The following is a 15876-nucleotide window of genomic DNA, read 5'->3' on the forward strand; positions in this document are numbered from 1 at the left end:
AACGTGACCGACAACCAGACCATGGGCAACGTGACCGACAACCAGACCATGGGCAACGTGACCGACAACCAGACCATGGGCAACGTATCGACGATGCAACTCCAGCTCTACGAGGGATGGAACTTCATCTCGATCCCGACCGAACTCACAGAAGGGAACGATACGATAGAAGCCGTCTTCCAGGATGTCGATATGGCGGGACGGGAAGTGTACAGGTTTACCCAGGCTTCAGGCTGGGAAACGCTCGCAAATGACACCGTCCTTGAGGTGCTGGATGCCTACTGGGTCTATTCGAGCGAAACGACGAACGTCACCTTAAACGTCAGCACCGATCCGGTGAATGTTCCTGCGAGCAAGGATCTCGCCGAAGGCTGGAGCGGTATCGGACTTGCCGATACACAGCCCCGATCGGCGAACGAAACCCTGCAGTCGGTCGAGGACAACTGGGTCTACCTGCTCGGATACAATGCCGAGACTCAGCAGTACGAACAGGTGATCATCAACGGTGCGCAGGGTGAGAACCAGACGATGGTTCCGATGAAAGGCTACTGGCTCTTCATGCGGGATCCGGGCAGCCTCGGCGCCCTCACCGTATAACCCCACACATTTTTTCGGTGCGAACCATGGACGGGAGTCTCCGCGCTACCGGCATGCATCTGCTCCTCGCAACCCTCATCATCGCGGGCGTTGCAGTTCCACCGGCATCGGGCCAGCGGATTGTCTCCGACGACGGTGCGGCATCCTTATCGATCCCGCCCGGCGGGATGGTGAAAGGCGATGGCACCACGGCAGGTAGCGCGACACGGCTCGATGCGCTCAGCAGACCGGAGGTGCTCGCGACTGCAGCTCTTGCTCTCCTCTTCTGGGTGAGGCGGAGACGATAGACTGTGACTGCCGGCCGTCACGAACAAAAAAGGGTTACCCGGTCGGCTGTTCCTCGTGCGCCGCCCCTGCCGGGGCACTCTTCGAGAACCGCCCCATCAGGGAGAGGACGGCAGGCATCACGAGGATCGCGCCTATCAGCGAGAATCCGACGGTAATGACCGTCACCACGCCGAAGTTCTTGATGATATTGAACGTCGAGAGCAACAGGGCTGAGAACCCGAAGACCGTTGTCATGCCCGAGACGGTGATGGCAGTTCCGATCTTCTGCACGGCCTGCCGGATGGCCTCGACCTTTTCCCTTCCACGCGCACGTTCCTCCTGGTAGCGCTCCATGATCAGGATCGTATACTCCGAGGCCACACCGATCGTCATCGACCCGAGTGTTGCCGTCATCGGCGAGTAGTCGATCCCGAGGATGAACATAATCGCGCCGTTCCAGCCGACGATGAATATAATGGGGATGATCGGGGAGATGGCCGTAAACTTCCGGTAGACAAAGATCAGGAAGAGCAGGATCAGCCCGAACCCGAGGAGGGTCATCGTGGTCTTGCTCTCCGAGATATCGTTCATAAGGTTCGTAAACATCTCGAGCATCCCTGTCGGGGTTGCGGTGATGCCCGGCGGCGGACTCATCCAGGCGATATCGTCAGTCATCCGCTCTACGAGCGAGAGGGCGACATCGTTCTCCATCTCCACGAGCCCGAACTCGATTATCGCCTCGGTATTGCCGCTGATATACTGATCACGCGTCGCTTCCGGTATACGCTCAAGCACCTCGGCCGCTTCGCGATCCGTTGCGGGCATGGTGCCGTTGTTGTACTGCAGAACATAGGTGACAATGCTCGTGGCGGACGTTATCTTGTCATTGTGCGCCAGTTCATAGTCCTGGAACTCCTTCATCCAGGTCAGGCCGTCAAGCTCCGTCACCCCGTAACCGCGGACGAAGATCGGCATGCTCTCGGTCGACCCCATCACCCGCGAGACTTTATGCAGATCGACCACCGCCGGCATATCGGAGGGGACGAAGGTCTCCTCGTCGGAGTTGATGGGAATCCGGCTGTCAAGCTGGACGCCAGCGACGGCAACGATACCGAGGATAACGATGAGAGGTATCGGATTCTTCGCGATCTTTCCGGCGACGTTCCCGAGGAAGCGGTCGTAGACCTCCATGGTCGCACCGCCGGCGACCCCTCCCGTGGCTTTCGGCCGGTACTTGATCAGGGTACCGAAGGTCGGGACGATGATAAGCGCCGCGAGGTAACAGCTGATAACCCCGATGACACAGATCAGCCCGAAGTCACGCACCATCGGCACCGGCGAGATCCACATGGCGATGAAGCCGAGCGAGGTTGCCACCATCGCGTAGAAGATCGCAGGCCCTGAGTTTGCCACGGTGGTGACGACCGCCTGCGGTATCGTCGAGGACTGCATCTCTTCGTCGAACCGGGACTGGAATTGGATGGCGTAGTCGATCCCGATACCGATCAGCACCGGAAACGCACCGATGACCACCATACTGATCGGGATACCCACAAGTCCCATGATGCCGAACGTCATGATAAGGCCGGCAGCGACGACGAAGACCGGCAGGAACCGGTAGCGGACGTGGCCGAAGAGAAGGGCAACGGCGAGCACCATCAGCAGCATGGCCGCTCCGATGAGGACGCCCATACTGGTGCCCATCTCTTCGCTCATCTGCTTGCTGAACGCGGCATCACCGGATACGGTCACCTTTACGCCTGGCGGCATATCGGAGAGGCGGATCCGCGACTCCATATCGTTGAGCACTTCCGTCTTGACCTCCATCGTGAGGCCGGGTTCAAGCGTGACGATACCGACCGTCATCAGATTCGACGGGGCGAACCGGTTGAGTTGTTCTGCGGGCACGCGCTCCTTGGCGGCGATGATGTCCGCTTCCGAGGTGGGGAGGACGCCTCCGTTGACCTGCTTGACGAGATCGACGATGCTCGATGTTCCGGTGACGTGCCGTGCGCCGGCGATCTCCGCCTGGAGGCGGTCGAGGTATGCCAGCGTCTCCGGGTCGAGGATATTATCGGACTCGACGAGCAGCATCACCGCGTCGGATTTGAACGTATCCGTATACGTATCGAGCAGAGCACCCCGCGTGGTGTCCTTATCGATGTAGGTATCGCTGCCCGTCTGCATCGTAGTCTGGCCCATGCCGTATATCGCGATGACAAAGACGAGCATGAAGACTGCCGCTACGGCCAGAGGCCTGCGATTGATCAGATCGGCGATCAGATGAAATAGTGACTTCACGCACTTCCTCCGCTTGGCAGTAGGGTTGACCACGAGGACTCATAAAGGGTTTGTTGCGAACGAGACAACAGATCGGAGTATGGCAGCAACGCATGTTTCCGCCTCCTGCTTCTGCGAGTGCGGTTCTGCCTGAACTGCGGTCCGGGAGCGGCCGGAAACCGGGCTGTGAGATGGGAGAAAAGGAGGAACCGGGGATTATCCCAGGCTCCCGAGACGCTGATAGTCAATCGCGTTGGCGAACGCCTCAAGGTCGCCTGCCGTCCCGTCCTCGACAGAGACGATCACAATGAACCGGTCATTCACCCCGACCCATCTGCCGTAAGAGGCCGGCTTTGAGTAGACTTCCCAGGAGGGATAACCGCCGGTCGTGCCCTGCCGGTAGTAGCCTTCGGTCGTCTCGATGGACGTGAGCGTATCCCATACCGCCCACTGCCCGACCTCCTGATAGGCAGAGTCCTGGATCGAGACCGTCGCCGTCACGTCACCTTTGGTGTAGTCGCGTGCGGCCCAGCTCCACGCCGCGTCGGCAGCGTTCATGCTCCCGCCGACCGGTTCGTCCGCCGTCCAGCCGGCAGGTGCGGCAGGCAGGAGCGCGATGAGGCTTTCGTAGTCGACTGCAGTAGCAGTACCTGCAGCGGAGGCTGAAGAGCCCGCCTCTGCCGTCGGCACCACGGCTTCACCGACCGGTGTTACGGTCGGATTCGTCGTCGTTACCGGCTCTTCCGTCGGGCTCGAGGTGCAGCCCGCGGTAAGACAGAGGCCAATCCCGAGCAGAATAGCAAGTTTCGGGAGAATCAGGTTCATATGAGACGATTTCATACGTATCACGTCCTTTATACGGGGTATGCAGGCTAAAGGAATACTTATGAGTTTCTATTTGACATTCAACCGTCGGGGAACATCGGTATTACGGAACCACGGCAGCGGTGATGATCGCGACGATATAGATGAGCAGGGAGGCGTGAAAGAGCGGGAGCGCCCGCATCGCCGCACCGGCAGTCTTCCCGCTCAGGATACGATAGTTCGCCAGAATGAGGAGGGTAAATCCGAGGGCGAATCCGCCGGCGGCTATAGGCCCGAGAGCCCAGGCGAAGATGACGGCGAGGAGCCCGTGGGCTACCGTGAAGAGGAGCACCCACCGCGCCGCGCCGCTCATCCCGTAGAGCACCGGGATCGTCGCCATTCCCTTTGCCCTGTCGTTCGTGATATCCGCCAGATCGTTGACGGCAAGGTGTGCGAGCGTCCAGGGATAGAAGAAGAGAAAGTAGAGCAGGGCAGTGGTATCCGGACTGCCCGCCACGAGGTAGCCGGCGACCGGGAAGAGTGCGAAGTCCGTTCTCCCGAGCACCTGGGCGATGGGAACCGTCTGGTCTCGCTTCTTCACCTGGTAGAACGACTCGGCGGCGTAGGAGTACGCCATGATTCCGGCGACGTACAGGGAGTGCGGGTAGGGAAGGAAAGCAATCAGGACAGCGGCGGCGGCCGCGAGCAGCAGAAAGAGGCGGAGCGCCGCTTCGGAGGTTATCTTCCCCGACGGCAGCGGCCGCTCGTGAAACGGCCGCCAGTAGCGCGTAAGGGTTCCGTCGACATCCCGTCTGTCGAGGTTCCGGTCGATGTAGTCGTTGAGGACAAGCCCGGCCTCAAAGCCGAAGAGGCCGATAAACGCCGCCAGAATCAGCGTCCGAAAGGAGAAGCCACCATAGGTGTCTAATGCGAGCAGGAGGCCTGAACAGAAGAGCAGAGGCCAGATAACGATGAAATGGGCTCGCGTCAGATCGCCGAGCGCCCGAAGTGTCTGTATCGTACCGTCGCCCGTCGAATCGCTTCCTGCAGGTGAAGGAGGTCTCACAGTCTTCTTTCAGTGATAGACCGCCTGGCAGAAATACCTTCCACCGGAGCGATCACTTCCCGAGAATCCGGCGTTTCTGAGCGAGGAACTCCTCTTCACTGATGCTGCCTGCCTGTTTCAGGCTCGAGAACCGTTCGAGGAGATCCGCAATCTCTTCAGGCGTTCTCACGGCCGGTCTCTCCTCGCACCCCGATCGCCTCTTCTGAACCTCCTCCATAAATGCAGAGGTGAAGACGCCCGCAGGCAGAGCGAACATTCCGATGCCGATGAGGGCTATCACGCCCCCGAGCAGTTTCCCGAGCGGTGTAATCGGGTACACGTCGCCGTAGCCCACGGTCGTCAGCGTGGCCACCGCCCACCACATTGCAGCCGGAATACTCGAAAAGGCTTCGGGCTGCGCCTCATACTCGGCGTAGTACATCAGACTCGAAGCGAAGACCAGCAGAATGAGGAGGCTGCAGAAGATAATGGCGATGACCTCCTTCTCCCTGTTGATCGCCCGCACGAGCATGTCGCTTGCATACGAGTACCTCCCCATCTTGAGAATACCAAAGACACGCATCAGCCGGATCGCCCGGATGAACCGGAGGTCGAGCGGAATGATCATCGGGATGAGGAACGGCAGTATCGCGAGGAGATCCACGAGAGCGAGCGGGGTTGCCGCATACCGGAGTCTGCCCACGACTGCACCCCGGAACGCCGGGTTCGCCGTGCACGTCCAGAGGCGAAGGACATATTCTATCACGAAGACAGTGACGGAGAAGAGGTCGAAGGCGATAAAGAATGATGCATACTGCAGAGCAATGCCGTCGACCGACTCGAGAACCACCACGAAGACGTTGGCGACGATAAGCGCCATGATGAAGATATCGAAAAATCTGCCGGCGCCGTCGCTTACGGGATGCGGCTCGAGGGATTCGTAGATCGTCGACTTCAGCTGGCGGTACATCTGCTTGTCATTATGAGTTGGTCATATTCGGATAATAAGTGCTGGTGTGAGGCAGGCGGCGATGAACCCCGCCCTCTCCGCTACGGTGCGGGCCAGGGTTCCCGGTGGTACAGGAGATCCATCTCTGCCGCGAGGCGCTCCCAGATGAGGTGGTTGAAGAAGCGGGTCTCATCTCCGGGAGGGATCCGCTCACGGGCGGCGATGCCGAGAAGGGTGATCCGGAAGTGCAGGTAAAAACGATAGTCGCCTTCGATCTCCCGGTACTTTGCTGCAATGGCATCCGCCCCCGGCCAGCCATGATTCCCGGGCCTCATCGAGTAGGTGAACCTCTTTCCGACGACCCGTATCTCCCGAAGGTCGGCCTCAGCCGCCTTTGTTACATCCCCGAGCGAGAAGGAGTTCGTGTAATCCCCGGTATGGTTGTGGGTGAGGATGTTCCCTGCCATCAGCAGAAACTCCTCTTCGGTGAACCCGACACCGAAGATATAACTCTGGGTGATCCCGCCTTTCAGGAGAGTATGGTAGTCCTTAAAGATACACGCGACTTCATGGTTCCGGGACCGGATACGGTTTTCGCACTCGAAGATATCGCTGCAGGACGGCATCCAGGTTGACAGCACGGTGCCGGTATCTCATAAAGTACTCTCCCGACAGACCGGCACGCCGCATGACACTGCCTCATGCATCCAACAACAGCGAGGAGAAAGCCCTCCCGCAGACCGGATCCGCTTACCGGAATACTCTTAGCGAGCAGGCGGGGTGCAGTATCAGCCGGCAGTCCACGGAATGGAGTGACTTGAGCATGTAGAGATGTGATCGCCACGAGACCCGGGCGATGGAAAAGCAGTGCCCTTACAGGTGACTGCTCGGGGACCTCTGTGACGCCCTGCTAAAAAAAGAATGGCCGGATCGGCCGGAGGTAACGTGTATAGAGGTTATGGGGCAGGTAAAAAGTCTCGTTACGGGTAGCTCGATCTGCAGACAGTAGTCCCGTTCCGGCTCATAATACGGGCAGGCAGAGTACCTGCACCGTCCGGGCAGTTCTTCCATTGCTGCCTTTCCGCCGTTCTCTTCACCTGAATGAAGATCTTCTGGCATCGTTTTCACAGAACCTCCCTGCATGTCGATAATCATAATGCGGTTGGTGGTGGGAACCGCATCAGTCTGCTATCCGTACCGACGATGAATAGTTAGTCCGTTCGGATAATATTCACCGTACAGATGAATTGTAGTGCATAACGGGATATAACTGTATCGTTTGTGTCCAATCCCAAAAAGAACAGATAAAACACCATGAAAAAGATCCCGGAGGAAGGTCGGATCCATTCTGGAGCCCGAAGCGGTCACTCGAGGCAGAATTTCTTTGCTCCTGCCTTATAATGCTGAAAGAGCTGCTCTCCCCACAAGAGCGCCCGTGGATCGCTGCTGACAAGGTCGGAGTCAAGGTCATATATCTCAGTACCCCGTTTATAGAGGCCAAGAGAGAGATAAGAATCGGTGGCGGTCATTCCGAGCTGAAAGGGTTCGGGAGATACGTACAGTGCGAACGTATCGATACCGACCAGATCGCCTTTCATATCCGCATAGGGCGGGCTCAGCAGTTTCTCGGCAAGGGACTCGGGGACGACCAGTTCGATAGGCGTGCCCCTTAAAGCGAGGTTTCGGAGCACCTCGGCAAGATTGGGAGTCGTTATCGATGATACTGCGTGTATCCATTCCGCCCGGTTGAGGATCTGCAGAAACTGCGTGTGTACATTGAGGATATTCTCCGCGACGGCACGGATGACCGTCGCGTCGTAGAGGTCTCCGAGACTCTTCCGGAACGGTTCGGGGATAGAGGCAATGTCATGGGTGACCCAGAAATCCCCGTGCTTATGGATACCGGCCATTAACCGGACGAGGTGCCCGATCTCATCCACCACAATCTCCCCGAGCGGCGTCAACGCGCATCTGCCGGGTTTCGACTCGACATAGTGAAGTGACTCAAGCTGCCGGATCCGGGGAATGAGGGTCTGAGAAGAACTGCCGGTGATCGTTCGCAGATCGGCAAGGGTCTGCTCCCCGCTGTAGAGGGCGATCAAGATCTGCGTAAGGATTCCCGATCGGAAGATGGCCTGAATATCATCACAGAACTCCCCGTAGATCTCAATTAAGCCAGGATCTTCCATATTCCATATAGACGTTCATTTTCACTGCTTAAGCCTTTTATCATCCTTGCTCGCAGATGCCTCCGGATGCTGTAGGCCACCTTCTATCGACCTCATATGCCGGGCAAGAGGTTGAAACCGCCCCGATGCCATTTTATCTCAGGTTTGACAGGTACATCCCAAAGCATCACCGGATGCGGACCGCTCCGGAACACCCGGTGACTCTGGAGACGTAGCATCAGGTGAAATAAATAAAAATCCGCCCAACCAGTCTCCATGCACCCGAACGTCATCGTTCACACCACCATCAGCCTCGATACCGCGTTTACCGGTTTTGCCATCGACCTTGAGAGGCATTACGCCGTGCTGATGTCGTTTGAGCCGGATGCGGTTCTCACGGGGTCGGCTTCGGCAGCAGCGAGCATCGATGCCGCTCCGTGGAGGTTCCCTCCGGAGGAGGCGTCCGACCGCCAGAGATCCACCCTCCGTCCCGGTGACAGGCGTCCGGTCGGCGTCTTCGTCGACAGCGGGGGGGTGCTGAAAGATCGGCTGCATTTCTTCAGGCGACTTGAGCATATCAGGGATGTCATCGTCCTCGTCGCCGACGAGACGCCGCAGGAGTACCTGGACTATCTTGCGGAGCGGGAGTACCCGTTTATCCGCTGTGGCCGAAACCGCGTCGACCTCCGGAGCGCCGTCCGGAGGCTTGCGGACGAGCACGCCCTCTCGTGCATCGTCTCGGACAGCGGCGGCGCACTCACCGGCGCTCTTCTCGAGGAAGGCATTGCCGGTGAGATCAGCCTGATCGTGTCACCGGGGAATCGCGGGAGACCGGCAGAGAAAGCTGTTTGAATCCGTCACGGACCGGTCGGTCTCGAACTGATACGCTCGACGCCGCTCGCCGGGGGTGCCGTCCACCTGCTCTACCGGGTGACCGGAACCCCCGCACCGGTAAAATCTATGAATACAAGTTTTTCCGAGGAGTGATGCGATCGATAGGATTATGTCCGGCTTGTAACTATTACTCACTATGGTTCCCGACGGGGCATGCTCGGCGGTCATCTCCCTTCTGTACGTCGACGACGAACCAGCCCTGCTCGATGTCGGGAAACTCTTTCTGGAGCGGTCAGGCGATATCGCCGTAACGACGACGGCGAACGCGCCCGAAGCGCTCCGGCTGCTCGACCGGGGCGGATTCGACGCCGTCGTCTCGGACTACCAGATGCCGGGGATGGACGGCATCGACCTCCTGCAGCACCTCCGGGGGCGGGGCGATGATATCCCGTTCATCATCTTCACCGGCAGGGGCCGGGAAGAGGTGGCCGTCGAGGCGCTCAACAGCGGCGCCGACTTCTACGTCCAGAAGGGCGGCGATCCGAAGGCGCAGTTTACCGTGCTCCTGCACAAGATCCGCCACGCCGTCGCCGGCAGGCGTGCCGAGCAGGAACTGCAGCGGAGGCACGATGCGCTGCTCCTCGCAAACGAGCAACTCGCCGCCGCAGAAGAGGAGATGCGTCAGCAGGTCGAGGAGATCGGCGCTGCACAGCAGGCACTGCGGGAGTCGCGGAACCAGTACCGGGGAATATTCGAGAACACGGGTTCGGCGACGATCATCATTGAGCAAGACATGACCATCTCCCTCGCGAACAGTGCATTCGAGCGTCTCTCCGGGTTTTCACGGCAGGAGATTGAAGGGACGAAACGGTGGACCGACTTTACGCACCCGGACGACCTGGAGCGGATGAAGCGCTATCACAAGAGCCGGAGAGCCGGCCTTCCGGACGTGCCGAACCGGTATGAATTCCGATTTTGCGACCGCTCCGGGGAGGTGAAGCATATTCATTTGACCGTCGGCATCATTCCGGAAGCGGATCAGTCGGTCGCCTCTCTCGTGGACATCACCGAACAGAAGCGTGCAGGTGAAGAGAGAAAGATCCTGACCCGGATCGTTGACGCCGCACCGTGCTCCATCACCGTGCACGATCTGGAGGGGCGATTCCTGTACGCCAACCAGCGCACATACGATCTGCACGGCTACACCAGAGAGGAGCTTTTCGCTATCAATCTGCACGACCTCGACGTACCGGCATCCGCCGACCTGATCGAGCCCCGGATGCAGCAGTTACAGGAGATGGGCGAAGCAGTCTTCGAAGTCGCACACCGGCGGAAAAACGGCACGACCTTTCCGCTCCTCGTGCACGCCCAGGTGGTCACCTGGGGCGAGACGCCCGCAGTCCTGAGCGTGGCCGAGGATATCACCGAACGAAAGCGGGCGGAACAGGATCTTGAGGAGAGCGAACGGCGTCTCTCGACCCTGTTTTCAAATCTTCTCGGGATGGCCTACCGCTGCAGAAACGACCGCGACTGGACGATGGAGTTTCTGAGCGACGGTGCGGTCGATCTAACCGGTTACACCCCGGATGAGATCGTCGGGAGCCGGAAGGTCGTCTACGGCGACCTGATCCACCCGGACGACCGCGAGCGGATCTGGCAGGAGGTGCAGGCGGCGCTGGCGGAGCAACGGCCTTTCCAGCTGGTCTTCCGCCTGATCACCCGGGACGGCGAGGAAAAATGGGTCTGGGAGCAGGGGCGCGGGATCCTCAACGCGGGCGGCGAGCTTGTCGCCCTCGAGGGCTATATTACCGACATCACCGAACGCATGCGCTTTGAGGAGAGGCTCAGAGAGCAGACGGATGCCATGGAGACGGCTATCGATGGCATGGCCATCTTCGACGCCGATCGGAATCATATCTACATGAACCGGGCTTATATCGGGATATACGGGTATGACAGTCCCGGAGAACTCATCGGGAGATCATGGCGGGTTCTGTATGATACCGAGGAACTCCTGCGGTTCGAGCGAGATATCCTGCCGGCGTTCGTTCACGCCGGGAACTACCGGGGCACCGCCAGGGGGAAGAAGAAAGACGGAAGCACGTTCCCCGCGGAGGTATCGCTCACTGCCCTCGAGAACGGGGGGCTGATCTGCGTCTTGCGGGATATCACCGAACGGAAACGGGCCGAAGAGGCACTGCAGCTCGCCAATCGGAAGCTTCACCTTCTCTCGGCGATCACCCGGCACGACATCCTCAACCAGGTGACCGCCCTTTCAGGATATCTCGCGTTTGCGCAGGAGCGGAGCACTGATCCTGAGCAACTCGACTACCTCCGGATGCTTGAGAAGATTGCAGAGACGATCCGGCAGCAGATCGAGTTCACCCGCGATTGCGAGCAGGTCGGTGCTGCGGAACCGGCGTGGCAGAGCGTCTCTGCGGTGATCGCACGGGCATCCTCCGGAGAACTGCCGGTCAGATGCGACCTTTCCGGGCTTGCCGTCTATGCGGATCGTATGCTCGACAAAGTCTTCGCAAATCTGATGGACAATACGATTCGCCACGGTGAGCGGGCGACCGGGGTACATGTGCACTGCCGCCCTGCGAGCGAAGGGGTCGTCATCGTCTGGGAGGACGACGGCATCGGGATACCTGTCAACCGGAAAGAGAAGATCTTCACACGCGGGGTCGGCAGGAACCGGGGCTACGGCCTGTTCCTGATACGCGAGATCCTTGCAATCACCGGGATGACCATCAGGGAGACGGGCGAGAGCGGCGAAGGTGCCCGGTTCGAGATAACCGTGCCGGAGGGCGCCTATCGGTTCGAGGGAATAACTGAGTAGGCTTCCCGATTCATTCTACAGGTGTCTCCAGAGCGGATGCTCTTTTTTCCACCTGCCCGGTCGCGGCGGAGCTCCGGGTATGCTGTCTGCCGAAACCGGTATATAGTATGCTGAAGCAGATTAGTATGAAAAGTATGAATTGTGTTCAAATGAGGATAAGTATGTATAAGGATCACCACAGTGGCTTACCAGAGCCTGCAGAGGGAGAGGGGGCGACAGATGGCCGCACCTGCATGTAACACCACAGAAAAGGTCTTTCGGATGCCCGACGCCCATTTCAGGCTGATGTCGCTTGCGTTCCGCATCAGGGACAGCATCATACCCCCGGAACGGATGCTTGCGACGTTCGGGGTCAGGAAGGGCATGACCGTCGTGGACTACGGCTGCGGACCGGGGAGCTACATCAAAACGGTCTCCGACCTCGTCGGCCCGGACGGCACCGTCTACGCCGTGGACATCCACGAACTCGCCATCGAATCAATCTCGCAGCGTATCAAGCAGAAAGGGCTTGCAAACGTCATTCCTACCCTGGCAAAGGGATACGATTCCGGCCTGCCTAACAGCGCCGCCGATCTCGTCTGCGCCTTGGATATGTTCTTTATGATCCCGGATACCGATGCATTCCTCGCAGAGATCCGGCGGATCACAAAGCCGGACGGCGTCCTGATCATCGATGACGGACACCAGTCACGGGAAAAGACACGGAGCGCTATCCAGACGTCGGGGTCATGGACGATCGAGGAGGAGACCCGTGGATACCTGCGGTGCCGGCCGGTGCAGCCCGCGATCATACAGGAGGCGACCTAGAAGATGTTCCACAACCACCACTGCAACCACGACAACGACGAGAAGAAGCACATCTTCGGGACGGTCAAGGTCGGTGAACGCGGCCAGATCGTCATCCCGAAAGAGGCACGGGAGATCTTCGATATCAAACCCGGCGACACCCTGATGGTTCTCGGCAACGAGGCTCACGGGATCGCTCTCGTCAAGGCGGATAAGTTCCGCAGGATCGCTGAAAAGATGCTCCAGATCTTCGAAAAATCTCCGGAAGAACCTCCTGAAGAGTGAACCAGGGAACAAACTGCAACGAAATACCAGACAGGTACCACCAGAGAATAAGATGCATGCCAGCGATAGACGTACATAACCTGACAAAGTCCTTCGACGGGCTCGTCGCCGTCGACGGCATCTCGTTTGCCATTGAGAGCGGCGAGATCTTCGGGCTGCTCGGCCCGAACGGAGCGGGAAAGACGACGACCATCTCCATGCTTTCGACGATGCAGAGACCCACCTCGGGCACGGCGACGGTCAACGGCCACGATATCGTGACCGAAGAGGACAGTGTCCGAAAGTCCATCGGCATCGTCTTCCAGGATCAGAGCCTGGACGAAGAACTGACGGCATACGAGAATATGGACTTCCACGGCCGCCTCTACCGGATCGGCGGTGAGACGCGCCGGCAGCGGATCGGCGAGCTCCTGACCCTCGTCGGGCTCGACGACCGGAAAGACGACCTCGTCAAGACCTATTCGGGAGGCATGCGCCGCCGCCTTGAGATTGCCCGGGGGCTGCTCCACGAGCCGACGGTGCTCTTCCTCGACGAGCCCACCCTCGGCCTCGACCCGCAGACGCGAAACCACCTCTGGGAATACATCGAGCGGCTGAACAACGATAAGGGCATCACCATCATCCTCACCACGCACTACATGGAGGAGGCCGACCGGCTCTGCGACCGGGTGGCGTTCATCGACCGCGGGACGATCATCGCGCAGGGCACCCCGGCGAACCTGAAGGCCTCGATCGGCGGCGACGTCATAACCATAGCCTCGCCCGACCCGGATGCAATCACCGGGCTCCCGAACGCACCGTGGGTCTCCGGGATCGAACAGCACGATGACTCGGTGATCATCCGCCTGCAGGATGCCGACCGGCAGATCCCCGGGATAGTGACCGCCATCCACCAGAAGGGGATCGGCATCACCTCGCTCTCGGTGAGGAAACCAACGCTCGAGGATGTCTTCCTGCACTATACGGGGAGGACGATCCGGGAGGAGGAGGCAAGCGGCAAAGAGGCGATGCGCATGTTCCACCGGGCCGGGAGGCGGTAGGCGTGGATATCGTCTACACCATCTGGCTGCGGAGCATCAAGCGCTACCTGCGGTCGAAGAGCAGGATCATCGGCAGTCTCGGGATGCCGCTCTTCTTCATGCTGGTGCTCGGGTTCGGGCTGAACTCGATCGTCCGGATACCGGGCATGGAAGGGGACTACATGAACTTCATCATCCCCGGCGTCGTGGCGATGAGCGTCCTCTTCACCTCGGTCTTCTCCGGGATCCAGATCATCTGGGACAAGCAGTTCGGGTTTCTGAAAGAGACGCTGGTCGCCCCGGTCTCGCGCCTCGAGATCATGCTCGGCCAGACGCTCGGCGGAGCGACGACGGCGGTCATCCAGGGGCTGATCATCATGGTGCTTGCACTCTTCATCGGGCTCGAACCCACCGGGATTGCAGGTTTCCTGATCGCCGTTCTGTTCATGGCTCTGATCGGCGTGCTCTTCACCGCGTTCGGCATCGCGATCGCGTCGAGGATGGAGGATATGCACGGCTTCCAGCTCATCATGAACTTCGTGATCTTCCCGATCTTCGGACTCTCGGGAGCGCTCTTTCCCATCGACAGCCTGCCGGGCTGGCTGCGGCCGCTGACGCTCGCCAACCCCCTGACCTACGGCGTCGAGGGGATCCGCTACGGCCTTTCAGGGACAGCCCAGATCCATCCGCTCGTCAGTCTTGCCGTCCTCGCCGGGTGCGCCGTGCTCATGACCGTCGTCGGGGCGTACCTCTTCCGGAAGATCCGTATCTGAAGGGCGGCAACCTTCAGATACCAGGACGGCGCACCGGATACCGTATACATGATACACAATTCAGGTGAGGCGGGTTCGGAGGCGGCCGCGACCGAGATCGTGGATCTGATCGCCCGGCTCCTGAACAAAGCCGCGGCGATCGAGCGGGAGCCGATCGATATCGGGCACGGCGTCCTCTTACACGCCTCCGAAGTCCACCTTATCGATGCGGCCGGACGGCATCCGGACGAGAGCGTCTCGGAGATAGCGTCCCGGCTCGGCATCACGAAAGGCGCCGTTTCACAGACAGTGAAGAAACTCGAAGCAAAGGGCTACCTCGAACGGGGTGGCAGGGAGGGCGATAGAAAGACCGTCGTGCTGCACCTGACCGATCGGGGGCGGGAGGCGTTCGCGTGGCACCGGCTCTACCACGAGACCGTGAACAGGAGGATGGCCGAAGAGATCGCCGGATTCGATCAGGACGCCGCCCGAAATCTGCGGCGTGTCCTCGAGGAGCTCGAAGGGATGCTCGAATCCTGCCCTGCAGTGAGAAAAGCCCTCACGGAGCAGTTTCTGGAAAGCAAACGCAAAACCCCGGAGTAACAACTTTTTCCACCGCCACCCGCCCTCACAGGGCAGCGAATCTAAATAGTTTAGCAACTATACCATTTTTCGATACAGGAACCCACGATAGCATGACTTCCGATGCACAGACAAACCATGACACCGCCGATGACGGGGTGTCCGCACTGCCGGAGTACTCGATGCGGCCGATCGAGGCCGGCGACCAAAAAGCGGTCATCGACCTCTTCAACTACTACGTCGAGAACACCTTCGCAGCATATCCCGAGCAGACAGTGCCGTATGAGTTCTTCGACTTCTTCCTCGCGATCGCGAAAGACTACCCTTCGGTTGCGGTAGAGGACGCCGACGGCAGGCTTCTCGGATTCGGGATGCTCCGGCCGCATAGTCCCATCCCCGCGTTCGCGCACACCGCCGAGATCACATACTTCATCGATCCGGCATTGACCGGGAAGGGGCTCGGGTCACGGATGCTCGGGCACCTGGCGCAGGATGGGGCAAAGAAGGGCATCACCTGTATCCTCGCCGGCATCTCGTCCCGCAACGCAGGGAGCATCCGCTTCCATGAAAAGAACGGGTTCACCGAATGCGGCAGGTTCAGAAACGTCGGCAGAAAGGGCGGCGTGGCCTTCGATGTCGTCTGGATGCAGAAGGAGATCTGAAAAG

16 protein-coding genes are annotated in these 15876 nt (G+C 59.4%); 10 read left to right on the forward strand and 6 right to left on the reverse strand.

The window, feature by feature from the left end; translation table 11 throughout:
* The coding region (locus ABH15_RS11460; protein WP_206633454.1) for a hypothetical protein at positions 1-597 on the forward strand (597 nt) is incomplete at its 5' end.
* Between the two features lie 26 nt (positions 598-623).
* Positions 624-884: a hypothetical protein gene (locus ABH15_RS11465; protein ID WP_128694526.1), complete on the forward strand. Its 261-nt coding sequence runs from the start codon at positions 624-626 to the stop codon at positions 882-884.
* Between the two features lie 34 nt (positions 885-918).
* Here the strand turns inward: ABH15_RS11465 and ABH15_RS11470 are convergent, their stop codons facing one another.
* The 6 genes from ABH15_RS11470 to ABH15_RS11495 form a co-directional block, all read right to left on the reverse strand.
* Positions 919-3165, reverse strand: a complete 2247-nt coding sequence (locus tag ABH15_RS11470) for an efflux RND transporter permease subunit (RefSeq protein ID WP_128694527.1) — start codon at positions 3163-3165, stop codon at positions 919-921.
* A 195-nt stretch (positions 3166-3360) separates the two neighbouring features.
* Positions 3361-3984, reverse strand: a complete 624-nt coding sequence (locus ABH15_RS11475) for a hypothetical protein (protein ID WP_128694528.1) — start codon at positions 3982-3984, stop codon at positions 3361-3363.
* An 88-nt stretch (positions 3985-4072) separates the two neighbouring features.
* Positions 4073-5014, reverse strand: a complete 942-nt coding sequence (locus tag ABH15_RS11480; protein WP_241648100.1) for a UbiA family prenyltransferase — start codon at positions 5012-5014, stop codon at positions 4073-4075.
* 52 nt (positions 5015-5066) lie between these two features.
* Positions 5067-5963: an ion transporter gene (locus tag ABH15_RS11485; RefSeq protein ID WP_128694529.1), complete on the reverse strand. Its 897-nt coding sequence runs from the start codon at positions 5961-5963 to the stop codon at positions 5067-5069.
* An 80-nt stretch (positions 5964-6043) separates the two neighbouring features.
* On the reverse strand, positions 6044-6568 hold the full coding sequence (locus tag ABH15_RS11490) for a hypothetical protein (RefSeq protein WP_128694530.1): 525 nt from the start codon (positions 6566-6568) through the stop codon (positions 6044-6046).
* A 738-nt stretch (positions 6569-7306) separates the two neighbouring features.
* Positions 7307-8131 (reverse strand): helix-turn-helix transcriptional regulator, encoded by an 825-nt coding sequence (locus tag ABH15_RS11495; protein ID WP_128694531.1) that lies wholly within the window; start codon positions 8129-8131, stop codon positions 7307-7309.
* A 255-nt stretch (positions 8132-8386) separates the two neighbouring features.
* Here ABH15_RS11495 and ABH15_RS11500 point away from each other — a divergent pair, with 255 nt between their 5' ends.
* From ABH15_RS11500 to ABH15_RS11535, 8 genes are all read left to right on the forward strand, one after another.
* The gene (locus tag ABH15_RS11500) at positions 8387-8962 is read left to right on the forward strand and encodes a dihydrofolate reductase family protein (RefSeq protein WP_241648101.1); all 576 of its coding nucleotides are present in this window, start codon (positions 8387-8389) and stop codon (positions 8960-8962) included.
* 178 nt (positions 8963-9140) lie between these two features.
* Positions 9141-11786, forward strand: a complete 2646-nt coding sequence (locus tag ABH15_RS11505) for a PAS domain S-box protein (RefSeq protein WP_128694532.1) — start codon at positions 9141-9143, stop codon at positions 11784-11786.
* A 219-nt stretch (positions 11787-12005) separates the two neighbouring features.
* On the forward strand, positions 12006-12593 hold the full coding sequence (locus tag ABH15_RS11510) for a class I SAM-dependent methyltransferase (protein WP_128694533.1): 588 nt from the start codon (positions 12006-12008) through the stop codon (positions 12591-12593).
* 3 nt (positions 12594-12596) lie between these two features.
* Positions 12597-12857, forward strand: a complete 261-nt coding sequence (locus tag ABH15_RS11515) for an AbrB/MazE/SpoVT family DNA-binding domain-containing protein (protein ID WP_128694534.1) — start codon at positions 12597-12599, stop codon at positions 12855-12857.
* A gap of 56 nt (positions 12858-12913) precedes the next feature.
* The gene (locus tag ABH15_RS11520) at positions 12914-13897 is read left to right on the forward strand and encodes an ATP-binding cassette domain-containing protein (RefSeq protein WP_128694535.1); all 984 of its coding nucleotides are present in this window, start codon (positions 12914-12916) and stop codon (positions 13895-13897) included.
* A gap of 2 nt (positions 13898-13899) precedes the next feature.
* Positions 13900-14649 carry an ABC transporter permease gene (locus ABH15_RS11525; RefSeq protein WP_128694536.1) on the forward strand — a complete coding sequence of 250 codons (750 nt, stop codon included), beginning with the start codon at positions 13900-13902 and terminating at the stop codon, positions 14647-14649.
* Between the two features lie 48 nt (positions 14650-14697).
* On the forward strand, positions 14698-15231 hold the full coding sequence (locus tag ABH15_RS11530) for a MarR family winged helix-turn-helix transcriptional regulator (protein WP_128694537.1): 534 nt from the start codon (positions 14698-14700) through the stop codon (positions 15229-15231).
* Positions 15232-15323: 92 nt separating this feature from the next.
* On the forward strand, positions 15324-15872 hold the full coding sequence (locus tag ABH15_RS11535; RefSeq protein WP_206633455.1) for a GNAT family N-acetyltransferase: 549 nt from the start codon (positions 15324-15326) through the stop codon (positions 15870-15872).
* Positions 15873-15876: the final 4 nt, after the last annotated feature.

Source organism: Methanoculleus taiwanensis, assembly GCF_004102725.1.
Lineage (GTDB): Archaea > Halobacteriota > Methanomicrobia > Methanomicrobiales > Methanoculleaceae > Methanoculleus_A > Methanoculleus_A taiwanensis.

What these genes read in the sequence shown, in the direction of transcription:
- ABH15_RS11530 (WP_128694537.1), top strand. Translation starts at nt 14,698, where the DNA reads ATGATACACAATTCAGGTGAGGCGGGTTCGGAGGCGGCCGCGACCGAG.
- ABH15_RS11475 (WP_128694528.1), bottom strand. Translation starts at nt 3,984, where the DNA reads ATGAAATCGTCTCATATGAACCTGATTCTCCCGAAACTTGCTATTCTG.
- ABH15_RS11505 (WP_128694532.1), top strand. Translation starts at nt 9,141, where the DNA reads ATGGTTCCCGACGGGGCATGCTCGGCGGTCATCTCCCTTCTGTACGTC.
- ABH15_RS11490 (WP_128694530.1), bottom strand. Translation starts at nt 6,568, where the DNA reads ATGCCGTCCTGCAGCGATATCTTCGAGTGCGAAAACCGTATCCGGTCC.
- ABH15_RS11465 (WP_128694526.1), top strand. Translation starts at nt 624, where the DNA reads ATGGACGGGAGTCTCCGCGCTACCGGCATGCATCTGCTCCTCGCAACC.
- ABH15_RS11495 (WP_128694531.1), bottom strand. Translation starts at nt 8,131, where the DNA reads ATGGAAGATCCTGGCTTAATTGAGATCTACGGGGAGTTCTGTGATGAT.
- ABH15_RS11520 (WP_128694535.1), top strand. Translation starts at nt 12,914, where the DNA reads ATGCCAGCGATAGACGTACATAACCTGACAAAGTCCTTCGACGGGCTC.
- ABH15_RS11535 (WP_206633455.1), top strand. Translation starts at nt 15,324, where the DNA reads ATGACTTCCGATGCACAGACAAACCATGACACCGCCGATGACGGGGTG.
- ABH15_RS11500 (WP_241648101.1), top strand. Translation starts at nt 8,387, where the DNA reads ATGCACCCGAACGTCATCGTTCACACCACCATCAGCCTCGATACCGCG.
- ABH15_RS11485 (WP_128694529.1), bottom strand. Translation starts at nt 5,963, where the DNA reads ATGTACCGCCAGCTGAAGTCGACGATCTACGAATCCCTCGAGCCGCAT.
- ABH15_RS11510 (WP_128694533.1), top strand. Translation starts at nt 12,006, where the DNA reads ATGGCCGCACCTGCATGTAACACCACAGAAAAGGTCTTTCGGATGCCC.
- ABH15_RS11515 (WP_128694534.1), top strand. Translation starts at nt 12,597, where the DNA reads ATGTTCCACAACCACCACTGCAACCACGACAACGACGAGAAGAAGCAC.